Raw genomic sequence first — 16,362 nt, 5'->3', positions numbered from 1 at the left:
CTTCTCGAAGGGAATGGCGATAACCCTACTTTGGGTATGTTGTCGAAAACCCAACAATACCTGATAATAGTCCGGTTTTGTTTTGTAGGCACCGTAATGACCGAATACGCATTGCTCTTTGTTAGCATCCTTCTGGTAAATAATTTCGTCTTAGTGAAGTTTCTTGGGCTATGCCCCTTTATGGGGGTGTCCAAAAAGCTGGAGACGGCGATTGGCATGGGAATGGCAACCACGTTCGTGATGACGCTGGGCTCCATGTTTTCCTGGCTGATCAACGAATTTATTCTCGTTCCGCTCGATATCCTCTATTTGCGCACCATGGCGTTTATTCTGGTGCTCGCCGTGGTGGTACAGTTCTCCGAGATGTTCGTGCGCAAAGTCAGCCCTGAGCTATACCGCCTGCTGGGGATTTTCCTGCCGTTGATTACGACCAACTGTGCCGTGCTGGGTGTTGTCTTGCTTAACATCAACCTGTCACACGGTTTTCTGCAATCGACGATTTATGGCTTCGGCGGCGCTGCGGGCTTCTCGCTGGTGATGGTGCTCTTTGCCGCCATTCGGGAACGTCTCGCCGTATCGGATATTCCAGCCCCCTTCCGCGGTTCGTCTATCGCGTTGATCACCGCGGGCCTGATGTCGCTGGCGTTTATGGGCTTTACCGGACTGGTGAAATTCTGATGACCGCTATCTGGATCGCCATTGCGGCATTAAGCGCACTCGCGCTGGCATTCGGTCTGGTGCTCGGCTACGCCTCCCGTCGATTTGAAGTCGAAAACGATCCGATCGTGGAAGAAGTCGAAGCCATGCTGCCACAAAGCCAGTGTGGCCAGTGCGGTTACCCCGGCTGCCGTCCTTACGCCGAAGCGGTCGCGTTGAACGGCGAAAATATTAATAAATGCGGCCCTGGCGGCGAAGCGATGATGCTGAAACTGGCTCAAAAGCTCAACGTCGATCCGCAGCCACTGGAGGGCGATGCTGACGTTCAATCCCCTGCTCGCCACGTCGCCTGGATCGATGAAAGCAACTGCATCGGCTGTACCAAGTGCATTCAGGCGTGCCCGGTTGATGCCATCATCGGCAGTACCAAAGCAGTACACACCGTCGTCAGCGATTTGTGCACCGGCTGCGATCTCTGCGTCTCCCCTTGCCCGACGGACTGTATCGAATTACGCCCCATCGCTCCGACTCCCGCTAACTGGAAATGGGATCTCGATACGATTCCAGTACGCGTTATTCAAGTAGAACGCCATGCTTAAGCTGTTTTCCGCCTTTAAAAAAGACAGGATCTGGGATTTCGACGGAGGCATTCATCCGCCGGAAATGAAGACGCAGTCCAGCCAGACGCCACTGCGCCAGATCCCATTGCCAGAACAGTTCATTATTCCGCTCAAGCAGCATCTTGGGCCGGAAGGCGAGATCTGCGTCAGCGTCGGCGATAAAGTCCTGCGCGGTCAGCCATTGACGCGGGGAAAAGGCCGGACATTGCCCGTTCACGCGCCGACATCAGGAACGGTGAACGCGATCCGCCAACACACGACGGCGCATCCCTCTGGGCTGTCAGAACTCAGTATCATTATCATACCAGACGGTGAAGATCGCTGGTGCGAGCGTCAGACCTATGCGGATTACCGGGCGCAAAGCGTCGATACCCTGCTTGCCCATCTCCATCAGGCTGGCATTGCGGGTTTGGGCGGTGCAGGTTTCCCGACCGCAGCAAAATTACAGGGCGGGATGCGCGGGATTGAAACCCTGATTATCAACGGTGCAGAATGCGAGCCCTACATCACCGCCGACGATCGACTCATGCAGGAATGCGCAGAAGAGATTATTCAGGGCGTCGAGATTTTGTCATTCCTGTTGCAGCCAAAACGCATTTTGATTGGCGTTGAAGATAACAAACCGGAAGCCATTAGCGCCCTGCGGATGGCCGTGGGTAAACGCAGCGACATACAGTTGCGCGTCATCCCTACCAAGTATCCGTCAGGGGGTGCCAAGCAGCTCACCAAGATTCTGACTGGCAAGGAAGTCCCGTTCGGCAAACACTCCGCTGCGATTGGCGTGTTAATGCAAAACGTCGGTACGGCGTTCGCCATCAAACGCGCCGTGATCGACGGCGAGCCGCTCACTGAGCGTGTGGTGACGCTGACAGGCGAAGCCTTGCGCCAGCCCGGTAACGTATGGGCGCGGTTAGGGACGCCCGTTCGCCACCTGCTCAAACAGGGTGGCTTCCATGTTAATAAGCAGCCGATGGTGGTGATGGGCGGGCCGCTGATGGGCTTTACGCTGCCGTCGCTGGATGTCCCCATCGTCAAAATTAGCAACTGCCTGCTCGCGCCGTCACATGCAGAAATGGAGCCAGTGGCAGAAGAACAGTCCTGTATTCGCTGTAGCCAATGTGCCGATGCCTGTCCGGCGGGTCTCCTGCCACAACAGCTTTACTGGTTCAGCCGCGGGCAGGAACACGAAAAAGCCCGCAATCACCATCTGTTCGATTGTATCGAGTGCGGTGCCTGTGCTTACGTCTGCCCCAGCAATATTCCGCTGGTGCAATACTATCGTCAGGAAAAAGCCGAAATTCGCGCCATCGACGAAGACGCACAGCGTGCCGCACAGGCCAAAGTACGTTTTGATGCCAAACAAGCTCGTCTGGAGCGGGAAAAAACCGCGCGCGAGTTGCGCCATAAACAGGCGGCGGCTGGCGTATCCACCACGGATAAAGATGCGGTTCAGGCCGCACTAGAGCGCGTACGCCGTAAGCAAACCGCCGCCGCCGAAATCGGTTCTCCTATCGAGATAATTCCTGATGCACAGCCGGATAACCGTGCAGCTATCGCCGCGCGTACCGCGCGTAAAGCAGCAGTACGTGAAAAACAGGCGCAGCAGGAGACACCTGCCGAGCTTGACCCACGTAAAGCCGCCGTAGCTGCGGCTCTTGCGCGGGTTAAAGCCCGTAAAGCCGCGCAGCAATCCGAAGTAATTACGACAGAACCGGTATCATCACCGGTTCCTAAATCAGTAGTGGAAACCGTCGCCGTCATTGAAGCACAAGAGCCGGAAGATCCACGTAAGGCCGCCGTTGCCGCCGCTATCGCTCGCGTTAAAGCCCGTAAAGCCGCGCAGCAATCCGAAGTAATTACGACAGAACCGGTATCATCACCGGTTCCTAAATCAGCAATGGAAACCGTCGCCGTCGTTGAAGCACAAGAGCCGGAAGATCCACGTAAGGCCGCCGTTGCCGCCGCTATCGCTCGCGTTAAAGCCCGTAAAGCCGCGCAGGCATCGTCATATCAAGAGGAATAAATGGCTTTTAGAATTGCGAGTTCACCATTCACACATAACCAACAGCGCACACAGCGCATCATGCTGTTGGTTATTCTGGCCTGTCTGCCGGGCATGCTGGCGCAGGTTTATTTCTTTGGTTACGGTAATCTGATTCAGGTCGGGCTGGCGTCGGCCACCGCGCTGATTGCGGAAGCTGTGACACTGTCACTGAGAAAATTTGCAGTACGCACCACGCTGGCGGACAATTCGGCCTTATTGACCGCAGTGCTGCTTGGTATCAGCCTGCCGCCGCTTGCTCCGTGGTGGATGGTGGTGATGGCAACCGTCTTCGCTATTATTATCGCCAAACAACTGTATGGCGGATTGGGGCAAAACCCCTTTAACCCGGCGATGATTGGCTATGTGGTGCTGTTGATCTCTTTCCCGGTTCAGATGACGAGCTGGCTGCCACCCACGCCGCTGCAAACCATCCCGCTCAATTTCCATGATGCGCTAAGCATCATTTTTACCGGACACTCGCCCGACGGATACACCATGCAGCAGTTGATGCATAACGTTGATGGCGTGAGCCAGGCCACCCCGCTGGATACGTTTAAAACCAGCCTCCGCTCTGGTCAAACACCGCAGGACATTCTGCAACAGCCGATGTTTGCCCAATCGCTATCTGGTATTGGCTGGCAGTGGGTTAATCTCGGTTTTCTCATCGGCGGGTTGTTCTTATTGCTACGTGGCACCATTCGCTGGCATATTCCGGTCAGTTTCCTGCTATCGCTGATGTTCTGTGCCTCGCTGAGTTGGATCATTGCGCCGGAGAAATTTGCTCCACCGATGTTGCATCTATTATCCGGTGCCACCATGCTTGGCGCATTTTTCATCGCGACCGATCCGGTCACCGCATCAACGACGAACCGTGGCCGTCTGATTTTCGGGGCGCTGATTGGGTTACTGGTCTGGCTAATTCGCACCTACGGCGGCTATCCGGACGGCGTAGCCTTTGCCGTTCTGTTGGCAAATATCACCGTGCCGCTGATCGACTATTACACCAAGCCACGCGCTTACGGCCACCACCGTTGAGGAGACGCCCATGATGACGACAATGCGTCGCCATGCGACAACACTAGCGCTGTTTGCAGCCGCTACCACTGCTGTCACTGCCGTGGTGAATATGCTGACGGAACCGACGATCTCCCATCAGGCGATGTTGCAGCAAAAAATGTTGTTGGATCAGGTGGTTCCCGCCGAGTTATACAACAGCGACATTCAGAAAGAATGTTACGTTGTCACTAATGCAGCATTAGGATCGTCAGCACCGCACCGTGTTTTCATCGCCCGTCAGAACGGTGAGCCCGTTGCCGCTGCACTGGAAAGTACCGCGCCGGATGGCTATTCTGGTGCTATTCAACTGCTGGTCGGGGCTGATTTTCACGGCAAGGTACTCGGCGTCCGCGTCACTGAGCATCATGAAACGCCGGGGCTGGGTGATAAAATCGAAGTGCGAATTTCTGACTGGATCACGCGGTTTAATGGGCTAATGGTACAAGGCGAGCATGACACTCGCTGGGCGGTGAAGAAAGAAGGCGGAATGTTTGATCAGTTTACTGGCGCAACCATTACGCCACGCGCCGTGATTAACAGCGTCAAACGCAGCGCGCTTTATCTGCAAACACTGCCGCCACAAATCAACACGCTGTCCGCCTGTGGAGAGAATCAATGAGTCAAACCAAAGCGCTTTTCATCGACGGGTTATGGAAGAACAACTCGGCACTGGTTCAACTGCTGGGTCTTTGCCCCTTGCTAGCGGTGTCATCTACTGCGACTAATGCGCTGGGGCTCGGGCTGGCAACGACACTGGTTCTCACCTGTACCAACATGGCTGTCTCTGCGCTGCGCCGGTGGGTGCCGGCGGAAATCCGTATTCCCATTTACGTCATGATCATTGCTTCTGTCGTCAGCACCGTGCAGATGTTGATCAACGCCTATGCCTATGGTTTATACCAGTCGCTGGGGATTTTTATTCCGCTGATCGTGACGAACTGTATCGTTATCGGTCGGGCAGAAGCCTTTGCCTCCAAGAATGCGGTTTTCCCTTCCGCCATTGACGGTCTGGCGATGGGTTTAGGAGCGACCAGCGCACTGGTGGTACTCGGTTCTTTACGTGAAATTCTGGGTAACGGCACGCTATTCGACGGCGCGGATTTGCTGCTAGGGAGTTGGGCTAAGATTCTCCGCATTGAGGTTGTCCACCTTGATTCCCCTTTCCTGCTGGCAATGCTGCCACCGGGCGCGTTTATCGGTCTGGGACTGTTACTGGCTGTGAAGTATTTGATCGATGAGAAAATGAAACAACGCCGAGCCCGTGCAGTTGCCGCCGAAGGGAAAATGGCACCCGCAACCGATGCCGTCGAGGAGGCACTGTGAACAAAGCCAAACGGGTTGAGATCTTAACGCGTTTACGCGACAACAATCCCCATCCAACGACTGAGTTAAATTTCAACACCCCATTTGAGCTGCTGATCGCGGTACTGCTTTCCGCACAAGCAACCGATGTCAGCGTCAACAAAGCAACCGCAAAGCTCTACCCTGTCGCCAATACGCCCGAAACCTTACTTGAACTCGGTGTTGACGGCGTGAAAGGCTACATCAAGACAATCGGCCTGTTTAACAGCAAAGCGGAGAACATCATCAAGACCTGCCGTTTGTTGCTGGAAAAGCATCAGGGACAGGTTCCCGAAGATCGCGCTGCGTTGGAAGCCCTACCTGGTGTAGGACGAAAAACAGCAAACGTGGTTTTGAATACCGCATTTGGCTGGCCGACGATTGCGGTTGATACCCACATCTTTCGCGTCAGTAACCGGACAGGATTCGCACCGGGTAAAAATGTCGAACAGGTAGAGGAAAAACTGCTGAAAGTCGTCCCGGCAGCATTTAAAGTCGACTGCCATCACTGGTTAATCCTGCATGGCCGTTACACCTGCATCGCTCGCAAACCACGCTGTGGCTCCTGCCTGATTGAAGATTTGTGTGAATTTGGCGAGAAGATCGACGCCTAATCGGTTGTGGTCTGGCGCACCAGACCTTTCTTTCAATCATCCCTTCAGCCTCGCCTTTCGCTCTCCCACTATCGGCGTGATCCGTATGTTCTCTGCATTTTACTGCTCAGGCAACGCTGTACTCTGACTGTTTATTCGATGTGTTGTAGCGTATTCCTCTATTAAAAAGCCTGTATAAAAGTACAAGTAACCACTATTTAAGGCTAATAAGTTATTTTTAATAGGAAATTTAGTGATTGAAAGTCACGCATCGTTATTATATCGGGTTTTATCTTATTACTTGTCATTGAGCAATTTTTATACTCACTGCATATTTAGTAATATGCAAAATATTAAACCTAATATTCATTCATAGTTAATGATATTTTCTTTATTTTAAGTAAAAGGCAGACTATATCACTTTAGTAAAAAATAAATATGAAAAATCGAGATAATAATTTTAAGCAAAAGCAAGTTATGAAATTAAACTCTGCATAACATTTAATTTATGGTTTTATTCCACTACAAAATCCACTTGTAACGAAACATGTCAAAAAGCTTGTCTATCCATAAAATAACGTCAATATAACGCCGTTTTTCCTTCCCATAACAACCAAAAGAGGTTGCAGTTTCACTGTTTCACTCTTGTTATTTTCTCGTTAGAAAAAACGAGATGTGTAAAATCAGAGGTTTTTGTGTCAACAGCAAACAACAACGAATCCACCGAAAGCATCAGCATGAACGCCTTCAAACAACCAAAAGCGTTTTATCTCATCTTTAGCATCGAGCTGTGGGAGCGCTTTGGTTACTACGGTCTGCAAGGCATTATGGCGGTCTATCTGGTCAAAATGCTGGGCATGTCGGAAACCGACTCCATCACCCTTTTCTCTTCGTTCAGCGCGTTGGTATACGGTTTCGTCGCCATTGGTGGCTGGTTGGGTGACAAAGTCCTCGGCACCAAGCGTGTGATCGTGCTGGGTGCCATTGTGCTGGCATTTGGATACACCATGATTGCCTACTCCGGCCACAGCGTAATGTGGGTGTATATCGGCATGGCAACCATCGCCGTCGGTAGCGGGCTGTTTAAAGCAAACCCATCAGCCCTGTTATCTACCTGCTATGAGAAAGATGACCCCCGTCTGGACGGTGCCTTCACCATGTACTACATGTCGGTGAACATCGGTTCCTTCTTCTCAATGCTGGCAACACCCTGGCTAGCAGCCCACTATGGCTGGAGTGTTGCCTTTTCCTTGAGCGTGGTCGGTATGATTCTGACACTGGTTAACTTCATGTTCTGCCGTAAATGGGTCAGTGCGCACGGTTCTCATGTTGATTTCCAACCGATCAATTTGTCAAAGCTGGCAATGACCCTCGTCGGTATTGTCGCGCTAGTCATACTATCGACCTGGCTGTTACATAATCAGGACATCGCTCGTTGGATTCTGACGCTGATTTCGCTGGTCGTCGTCGCTATTTTCACCAAAGAGATCTATGCGGTTAACGGTGCTCAACGCCGGAAAATGATCGTGGCACTTCTACTCATGTTAGAAGCGGTTGTCTTCTTTGTGTTATATAACCAGATGCCAACCTCGTTGAACTTCTTTGCTATCCGCAACGTTGAACACTCAATTTTAGGTTTTACCTTTGAGCCGGAACAGTATCAGGCGCTCAATCCGTTCTGGATCATGCTTGCCAGCCCAATTCTGGCTGCGTTTTACAACAAATTGGGTGACCATCTGCCAATGGCGCACAAGTTTGCGATTGGTATGGTGCTGTGCTCCGGCGCGTTTCTGGTACTGCCGTGGGGTGCAAGCATGGCCAACGAACAAGGTACTGTTTCCGTCAACTGGCTGATCCTCTGCTATGGGTTGCAAAGCATCGGAGAGTTAATGATTTCCGGTCTGGGTCTAGCGATGGTCGCTCAGTTGGTACCACAGCGTTTGATGGGCTTCATTTGAGATTTATAGTAATGTCTTCATGCAGATTGGCATCGTAACGGGGATTATCGCCGTTCTGATGCTGTTGACTGCACCGAAATTGACGCAAATGACCCAGGATGTCGCCGACGAACCTATGGATGCAGTAACCACCACAGCCTCCGCCTGATAACGAGCCGAAACACGTCACGCAAATGATAGAGTGGCGTGTTATTGGTGAAGCGTTAAAGGATAGCGAGATGACAAAAAGCCAGACACTGTCTGGCTCAGACTGCTGACTAACCCCACTTTTTCAGGTGGGGTTCTTCTTTTTTAGCGACCGCAGGTCGCGATCGCGATATTTTTCCACAACCTCGTCATTTGAGCTTTCTGCTTGCCCAAGGCGGCGTATTGACCTTCACAAGACCTTTTCAGCCACACATAAAGACAATAAAGAAGCGCCAGCAGCGCCATCTTCTTCATATTTTGCGCTGTGGCCGCAAGCAGGCACTGCATCTGTACTTTCGACAGTCCACGGAACCGGGCATATCGATGACCATGGTGCTGTTTCGCATCCGCGAAGCTTCTCTCCACCGTTTCTTTACGCCGGGCGTATATCTTTTTGCCCCATTTCGTCAGCCGTAACCTGTTGGCTTCCTCTTTCGATGCTTCCCAGACGTGCCGGGTTAGCGTTTTCTGCGCTTTGCTGTTCTGCGTACACTGCCGTCTCTGCTCACACCGTTGGCACACTGTCGGGTCTGAACGGTAATGTTGATAGCCGTTACGGTCTGTCGTGCTGTAGTTCAGTAACTCCTCTGCCGGGCACACATACACATCGCGCTCCTCATCGTACCTGAAGTGCTTCTTCTGGAACGCGTTCTGACCCTTGTGTGGCCGGCGATAGCCCGGAACCAACGCGATACCCATCTCCTGAGTGAGCTGGCACACCGCCGCCGTGAAGTAACCCGCGTCCACGCCCACCGCCACCGGCTCCAGACCGAAGCGTTCTACCTGCCGCTCGAGTCGCCCGATAAAGGGCTGGCTGTCGTGCACATTGCCTGGTGTCACATGGGTATCCATGATGATGCCATGCTTTCCGTCTACTGTGCGGTGGTCCAGATAGAAGAAGCCTTTCGGCTTGTTGTCCCGGTGCATAAAGCCGCTTTCCGGGTCGGTGGTGCTCACTTTGGTGTTTTTAACGGCGTCGTTTTGGGTTGCTTTTCTTGCGGCGGGCAGCGGCTTTTTTTCGCGTTGTTTCCTGTCGGCCTCCACCGCGTCATTCAGTTGCGTGAAGTATTCACTGACCCCTTCAGGGCGCAGTTCATTCACGGCTTTGCGCGGGTTGGCATCGGCTTTCAGGTGGGTGCTGTCGGTGTAGAGCACACGACCGTTTGCCATACCCTGACTCAGGGCCTGTAACACGATATGGTCAAAAATCTGCTGGAAGACATCGCTGCCGTTAAATCGACGGATACGGTTCTGGCTAAGGGTAGAGGCGTCCGGGACCTTCTCGGTCAAGCCCATGCGCAGGAACCAGCGGTAAGCGACATTGACCTGGATTTCCTTGACCAGACGGCGTTCAGAGGGGACACCGAAGAGGTAGCCCAACCGCATCATTTTAATCAGGCGAACGGGGTCGATAGCAGGCCTGCCGTTATCGGGGCAATAGAGGTGGGAAACGGCATCGCGGATAAATTCAAAATTGATGGCAGCATCGATTTTACGGACCAGATGGTCTTCTGGGACAAGTTCGTCGAGGGTGATGGTTTCAAACTGGTACTGCTGCGGGGAGGGTTCTCTGAGCATGGCGGTCAGTCCGTTTTTTGCACTAACCTTATTAGATCAAAATCCTGGCTTCACGGCCAGGACTTTGTCATCAATCTGAGCCAGACACTGTCTGGCTTTTTTACGTTGATTGACGTGTCTGAATGTCGTTTACTTCACTGGCAGCACAACGTCTTTGAACATCGCTTCTATTTCATCATTCGAGCGCAATGCAACGGCCGAATCGACAACATCCCGCGTCAAATGCGGAGCAAAACGTTGAATGAAATCGTACATGTAGCTACGCAGGAACGTGCTGCGACGGAAGCCGATTTTCGTCGTGCTGTAGCTGAAGATGCTGTTTGCGTTGATGGTCACCAGATCGGTTTCCGTTTGCGGATCGACCGCCATGTTGGCTATCACTCCTACCCCTAACCCCAAACGCACGTAGGTCTTAATCACATCGGCATCTGTTGCGGTAAAGACGATGCGCGGCGTGAGGCCGGCACGGTTAAACGCCGTATCCAACTCTGAACGCCCCGTAAAGCCAAAGGTATAAGTGACGATGGGATAAGCGGCCAGTTCTTCAATAGAAATGTCTGTTTTAGCCGCCAGCGGATGATCGGGTGTTACCACTACCGCGCGATTCCAGTGGTAGCAAGGCAGCATGATTAGATCGTCGTACAAATGCAGAGCTTCCGTCGCAATAGCAAAATCCGCCGATCCTTTCGCTACTGCCTCGGCAATCTGCGTCGGCGACCCCTGATGCATGTGCAGCGACACGCGAGGGTAACGATCGATGAATCCTTTGATAACGCTTGGCAGCGCGTAGCGGGCCTGCGTATGGGTAGTCGCGACGTACAGCGATCCTTTATCGGGATAGGTATGTTCTCCGGCAACCGCTTTGATGGCCTCAACTTTCGACAACACTTCACGTGCAATACGGATGACTTCCTGTCCAGCGGGCGTTACCTGTGTTAGGTGTTTTCCACTACGGGCAAAAATTTGAATGCCCAACTCATCCTCCAGCATACGGACCTGTTTACTGATCCCCGGCTGGGAGGTGTACAACCCTTCTGCGGTAGAAGACACATTCAGGTTGTGATTAACAACTTCAACGATATAACGAAGCTGTTGTAGTTTCATAATTTATCCCATTCCAATTGAAGTGTGCGCGTAGCATCTGACGACGTTCCGTTTTATTGACCTTGATTATACTCGTCATACTTCAAGCTGCTTGTGTGTTGGGCCGTCCTTACTCACCCCAGTCACTTACGTAAGTAACTGGGGACTCGCGCCGTTGCCGCGTTACAAGGCCATAAATGGGCCTTGCCCTAACGGGCCAACGCATAGCGTTGTTCAAAACGCTAACGTTTTGTCACACAACTCGAATTATTTAGGGTATACGCCTTAATCGTCAGGCGCATATTTTCGTCAATTAATGTCATTTAATCATAAAAATTATTTTTTATATAACCATATTTACATGAATAGCGCGATAAAGCACGCAACGCATGCGATTATCACTGAGGTAAACCGCATGATTCTCTATCCCGGATCAACAATCCTCACGCTACGGTAAGGCTATCCTCATACATTTTTTTAGCAGGATATTTTAATCGAGTAGGAGGCGAGATTACTCCCGCCGTCCTCTCACACCACCGTACGTGCGGTTCCGCATACGGCGGTTCATGTTAACTCTGGAACTGCCGTTGCTGCTCCACTAGTGATATCAAGCCGAGTCGTCTGAACTGCGCCGTCTTTATCGCATCATTCATGTGACTCGACCCCGCGTTCCACCACGCTCCTCGCTGGTTACTCGCCGACCTCCACGCTCGCTTTTCACACAAGCCCGCTCGCATTAGCATTCGGGCTCGCGTATACGTTCGTTTCCATTGCCGCCACAGTAGACTGCGCAGTTTACGCCTGACCCAGCCGTCAATCTTCTCCAGAACTCCTTTTACTTCCGTGTATCTGAAGTAGCTCATCCAGCCTCGCAGTATCGGTGTGAGTTCATTGATTACGCCTTTCACTGATTTCGTCGCGTGCCCTGTCGTCAGGCTACGGATCTTCTCCTTCAGCCTCTCGACACTGCTCCCTGCGATCTTCAGTCGGGTCTGTTTGTGCCGTGTCACGCTGTATCCCAGGAACTTACGCTCCCACGGTCGCGACACCGCACTCTTCTGCTCATTGACCTTTAGCTTCAGTATGTCTCTCAGGTACACCCTGATTGCCCTAAAGATATGCTCGCCTGCTTTGCGACTGCTCACGTAAATGTTGCAGTCATCCGCATAGCGACAGAAGCTGTGACCTCGACGCTCCAGTTCTTTATCCAGTTCATCCAGCAGAATGTTCGACAGTAGCGGCGACAACGGTCCGCCCTGCGGCATTCCCTTACCTCGCTTCTCTGTCTCGCACCCGTTCGTCATTTCCGCTTCAAGGTAGCGACGTATCAGTTTCAACAGCCGTTTATCCCTGACAGCCTCGCCAGACGTGACATCAAAATGTCATGATCCACCCGGTCAAAGAACTTTTCCAGATCCAGATCGACCACCCAGCGTTTCCCGCTTTGTATGTAGCGCTGTGCCTGTTGCACTGCCTGCCACGCATTGCGGTTACTTCTGAACCCGTAACTCGATTCGCAGAAGTGCGGCTCCACGACCGGACTGAGTTGTTGTGCTATCGCCTGCTGGATAAGCCTGTCCACTACCGTCGGGATACCCAGGGTTCTCACGCCGCCGTCCGGCTTTGGGATATCCACTCTGCGTATCGCCTGCGGCTGGTAGGCGCCCGTAATCAATGCCTGCCTGATACTCGCCCAGTTCTGTTTCAGCCACGGCTTCAACTCCGTCACTTTCAGGTTATCTACCCCTGCCGCGCCGTTGTTTTCCACCACGCGCTGATAGGCCAGCATCAGGTTCTCTCTCGTTATCACCGTTTCCATCGTCAACGGCATTTCCGCTTTCGTTTGCCCACCGACCGCCGTGGGGATTTCAGCACCCTCATGCAGCACTGACGGATACTGTCCGTCTCCTCTGCCGCTGGCCGCAGTGCTCTGCGCTTGTGCCTCATTAATTCCCATCGAGTATCGGTGTCCTAATCACGGTTAATCATGTTCAGCCCTTCATGCTGCCAGTTATGCAGCACTACTACGGCTTCGGCTGACTGCTGCACGTTCATCCCGTCGCCTCTCGACGCTCGGTAGCCCTGAAGCAAACGTGCAGCCCTCCCGGGGTAATTCGCGCGACCTTCCTGCTTATGCCTGTCAGCTTTACGTCACAGCGTTCTGTGCAAGTATTGGGCTTTGATGATATTTGCCACCTTACCCCGCTGTGCCGCCTAAACTGCTTCCTGTTCGTCAGGCCAGCATTTTGCCTTCAGCTTCCTTCAGATCCCACCTCGCGGTGGGCACCCTTGCCGTTCGGCTAACACTTCCCCTTGCCGGGTGTGTAGAGGACTTTCACCGCCAAGTCGCCCCTTGACCACTACAGTCAACGGACAGCGCCCGTCAAGGCGCTACGCGCCATGCCCGGCGCACAAAGATAAAAAAGCCAGCCTCGCGGCTGGCTCGATTTGGCTATTTTTGACGCACAAACATAGCGTTACGTAAGAGTAGCAGAAAGAGATTATTTCTTCCCTTCAACCCATTTTCCGTCAATATAAAACGCCGACCAGCCCGTTGCCTTGCCGTCTTTTTCTGACGAGACATATTGCTGTTTGGTCTTACGGCTAAAGCGCACCTGCGTTTTATTGCCGTCTTTATCGACCACCGGAGCATCGGCCAAATAGCGCAGTTTTTCCGGTAAACGATCTTTGAATCGCACCAGTTCTTCTACCAACGGTGCCCGCGTTTCACGAGATTTCGGGAACGTATTGGCGGCAAGGAATACCCCTGCTGCACCGTCACGCAATACGAAATACGCATCGGACTTCTCACAAGGCAGTTCAGGCAACGGCACCGGATCTTCTTTCGGTGGCGCAACATCGCCATTACGCAAGATTTTACGCGTGTTACTGCACGTTTCGCTGGTGCACGCCATGTATTTACCGAAGCGTCCCATTTTGAGATGCATTTCGGAACCACATTTCTCACACTCAACGATCGGCCCATCGTAACCCTTGATGCGGAATTCACCGACTTCGATCTCATATCCGTCACAAGCAGGGTTATTCCCGCAAACGTGTAGCTTACGCTGATTATCAATCAGGTAGCTGTCCATCGCCGTACCGCATTTTTCACAACGGCGACGAGCACGCAACGCGTTAGTTTCGGCTTCATCACCTTCTAATACGTTCAGCACTTCGGCTTCCGGTATCAGATTAATCGTGGTTTTACAGCGCTCTTTCGGCGGCAGTGCATAGCCGGAACAGCCCAGAAACACCCCTGTGCTGGCAGTACGAATTCCCATCTGACGAGAGCAGGTTGGGCAGTCAATGCTGGTTAATACCATCGCATTAGGGCGCATACCGCCTTCTTCTGGGTCCTGTTCGGCCTTTTCCAACTGCTGGCTAAATTCGTTGAAAAACTCATCCAATACAGCTTTCCATTCCGCCTGATTATTCGCGACCTGATCGAGGCGGCTTTCCATCCGTGCGGTAAAATCGTAATTCATCAGTTCGCGGAAGTTCTCTTCCAACCGATCGGTAACGATTTCACCCATTTTCTCGGCGTAGAAACGGCGGTTATCAGCCCGAACATAACCGCGATCCTGAATGGTCGAAATAATAGAGTGATAAGTAGACGGACGACCAATCCCGCGTTTTTCCAGCTCTTTAACCAGAGAAGCATCGCTGTAGCGTGCGGGTGGTTTGGTGAAGTGTTGCCCTGGCAGCAGTTTTTGCAACGACAATGCTTCGCCCACCGCCACGGTTGGCAACGTGCGGTCTTCATCATTTTTACGCAGCGCTGGCATGACTTTCGTCCAGCCATCAAAACGCAGTGTACGGCCTTTGGCACGCAGTTGATAATCAGCGGCTTCCACAATTAACGTGGTGGAATCGTATTGCGCTGGCGTCATTTGACACGCGACGAACTGGCGCCAAATCAACTGATACAGCTTCTGCGCATCGGCTTCCATATCTTTCAGGGTATCGGCCAGCACGCCAACATCAGAAGGACGGATGGCTTCGTGCGCTTCCTGAGAATTCTCTTTACTGCTGTAGACGGTTGCCGCCTCCGGCAGATAGCGCTTACCGAACGCTTCGCCGATATAACCACGCACCATCGTCAAGGCATCCTGACTGAGGTTCGTAGAGTCAGTACGCATATAAGTAATGTAGCCCGCTTCATACAGACGCTGCGCCATCATCATGGTCTTTTTCACGCCGAAGCCTAGGCGCGTACTGGCCGCCTGTTGCAGCGTTGAGGTAATGAACGGCGCACCCGGTTTGCTGCTGGTCGGCTTATCTTCACGGTCAGCAACCACATAGCGTGCGTTCTCAAGCAGGCTAACCGCCGCATGCGTTTGTTCTTTGTTAACCGGTTTAAACGGCTTGCCGTTGTAGTGCGTTACCTGCATTTGCAGTTGAATATCGCTGCCTGCCAGTAAATCGGCATGCAGTTCCCAATATTCTTCTGGCACGAACGCTTTGATTTCACGCTCGCGCTCGACAATCAGGCGCACCGCAACCGACTGCACACGTCCGGCAGACAGACCGCGGGCAATTTTTTTCCACAACAGCGGGGAAACCATGTAACCCACCACGCGATCCATAAACCGGCGCGCCTGCTGCGCATTAACCCGGTCAATATTCAACGTGTCTGGTTTTTCAAACGCCTGCGTGATGGCATTTTTCGTGATTTCGTTAAACACTACGCGGCTGAAACGCTGATCGTCACCACCAATAATTTCCCGCAGGTGCCAGGCAATGGCTTCCCCTTCTCGGTCAAGGTCGGTTGCGAGATAGATGTGGTCAGCATTTTCCGCCAGTGTTTTTAGTTCGGAGACAACCTTCTCCTTACCTGGCAATATTTCGTAGTTAGCTTTCCAACCATGATAAGGATCGACGCCCATACGATTAACCAGCGCAGATTTCTCATCCTTTTTGACTTTCTTTTTCGTTTTATCTTTAGTCGCTGAGTCCGCGCTCTTTTTACTGACTGAACCACTCGTCGGCAAATCGCGTACATGACCGACGCTGGATTTCACCACGTAGTCATTGCCTAAATACTTATTAATCGTTTTGGCTTTTGCCGGGGACTCGACGATAACGAGAGCTTTACCCATATGTACTATTACCTGCTGAATTCTTCTGAAAATCAGATATTTTTCGGGGCATCCAGATGCGGATTCTACTGACTGCGCAAAATCCCACACTCTACCTGATAAATGCTGCCACGCAACTTAATTAGCAAGGGGACGGTGTTTTAT

12 protein-coding genes and 1 pseudogene are annotated in these 16,362 nt (G+C 52.3%); 8 read left to right on the top strand and 5 right to left on the bottom strand.

The annotated features are described in order from the left end of the window. Nucleotides 1–96: 96 nt before the first annotated feature. The 8 genes and pseudogenes from rsxA (at nt 97) to dtpA (ending at nt 8,417) form a co-directional block, all read left to right on the top strand. Complete coding sequence (gene rsxA, locus AACH44_RS10295) at nt 97–678, top strand: electron transport complex subunit RsxA (RefSeq protein WP_011093834.1); 582 nt, start codon at nt 97–99, stop codon at nt 676–678. Then, nucleotides 678–1,256, top strand: coding sequence for an electron transport complex subunit RsxB (rsxB, locus tag AACH44_RS10290; RefSeq protein ID WP_261850115.1), 579 nt, complete (start codon nt 678–680; stop codon nt 1,254–1,256). The genes rsxA and rsxB overlap by 1 nt, the downstream gene beginning before the upstream one ends. After that, entirely contained in the window at nt 1,249–3,300 is a 2,052-nt protein-coding gene (gene rsxC, locus AACH44_RS10285; protein ID WP_338659586.1) for an electron transport complex subunit RsxC, read from the top strand. Before rsxB ends, rsxC begins: the two co-directional genes overlap by 8 nt. Further along, complete coding sequence (rsxD, locus tag AACH44_RS10280; protein WP_261850117.1) at nt 3,301–4,356, top strand: electron transport complex subunit RsxD; 1,056 nt, start codon at nt 3,301–3,303, stop codon at nt 4,354–4,356. A 10-nt stretch (nt 4,357–4,366) separates the two neighbouring features. Continuing rightward, nucleotides 4,367–4,996, top strand: a complete 630-nt coding sequence (rsxG, locus tag AACH44_RS10275) for an electron transport complex subunit RsxG (RefSeq protein ID WP_261850118.1) — start codon at nt 4,367–4,369, stop codon at nt 4,994–4,996. Next, on the top strand, nt 4,993–5,700 hold the full coding sequence (locus tag AACH44_RS10270) for an electron transport complex subunit E (protein WP_261850119.1): 708 nt from the start codon (nt 4,993–4,995) through the stop codon (nt 5,698–5,700). Before rsxG ends, AACH44_RS10270 begins: the two co-directional genes overlap by 4 nt. Beyond that, on the top strand, nt 5,697–6,332 hold the full coding sequence (nth, locus tag AACH44_RS10265) for an endonuclease III (protein ID WP_261850120.1): 636 nt from the start codon (nt 5,697–5,699) through the stop codon (nt 6,330–6,332). Before AACH44_RS10270 ends, nth begins: the two co-directional genes overlap by 4 nt. 674 nt (nt 6,333–7,006) lie before the next feature. Next, nucleotides 7,007–8,417, top strand: a pseudogene (gene dtpA, locus AACH44_RS10260) (dipeptide/tripeptide permease DtpA). 143 nt (nt 8,418–8,560) lie between these two features. On the opposite strand, the gene AACH44_RS10255 reads toward dtpA, so the two are convergent. The 5 genes from AACH44_RS10255 to topA all read right to left on the bottom strand — a co-directional run bounded on the left by AACH44_RS10255 (nt 8,561) and on the right by topA (nt 16,218). Continuing rightward, a complete protein-coding gene (locus AACH44_RS10255; protein WP_338659255.1) occupies nt 8,561–10,033 on the bottom strand; it encodes an IS1182 family transposase in 1,473 nt (490 codons plus the stop codon). 129 nt (nt 10,034–10,162) lie between these two features. Continuing rightward, nucleotides 10,163–11,137, bottom strand: a complete 975-nt coding sequence (gene cysB, locus AACH44_RS10250) for an HTH-type transcriptional regulator CysB (protein WP_261850234.1) — start codon at nt 11,135–11,137, stop codon at nt 10,163–10,165. 548 nt (nt 11,138–11,685) lie between these two features. Further along, on the bottom strand, nt 11,686–12,453 hold the full coding sequence (locus AACH44_RS10245) for a group II intron maturase-specific domain-containing protein (protein ID WP_338659417.1): 768 nt from the start codon (nt 12,451–12,453) through the stop codon (nt 11,686–11,688). Next, nucleotides 12,450–13,073: a reverse transcriptase domain-containing protein gene (locus AACH44_RS10240; protein ID WP_338659246.1), complete on the bottom strand. Its 624-nt coding sequence runs from the start codon at nt 13,071–13,073 to the stop codon at nt 12,450–12,452. The genes AACH44_RS10245 and AACH44_RS10240 overlap by 4 nt, the downstream gene beginning before the upstream one ends. A gap of 544 nt (nt 13,074–13,617) precedes the next feature. Further along, nucleotides 13,618–16,218 carry a type I DNA topoisomerase gene (gene topA, locus AACH44_RS10235; RefSeq protein WP_261849821.1) on the bottom strand — a complete coding sequence of 867 codons (2,601 nt, stop codon included), beginning with the start codon at nt 16,216–16,218 and terminating at the stop codon, nt 13,618–13,620. Nucleotides 16,219–16,362 lie beyond the last annotated feature (144 nt).

Source organism: Pectobacterium araliae, assembly GCF_037076465.1.
GTDB classification, from domain to species: domain Bacteria; phylum Pseudomonadota; class Gammaproteobacteria; order Enterobacterales; family Enterobacteriaceae; genus Pectobacterium; species Pectobacterium araliae.
Note: the sequence above shows the minus strand (reverse complement) of the source record. Positions and strands in the feature narration are given on the sequence as shown.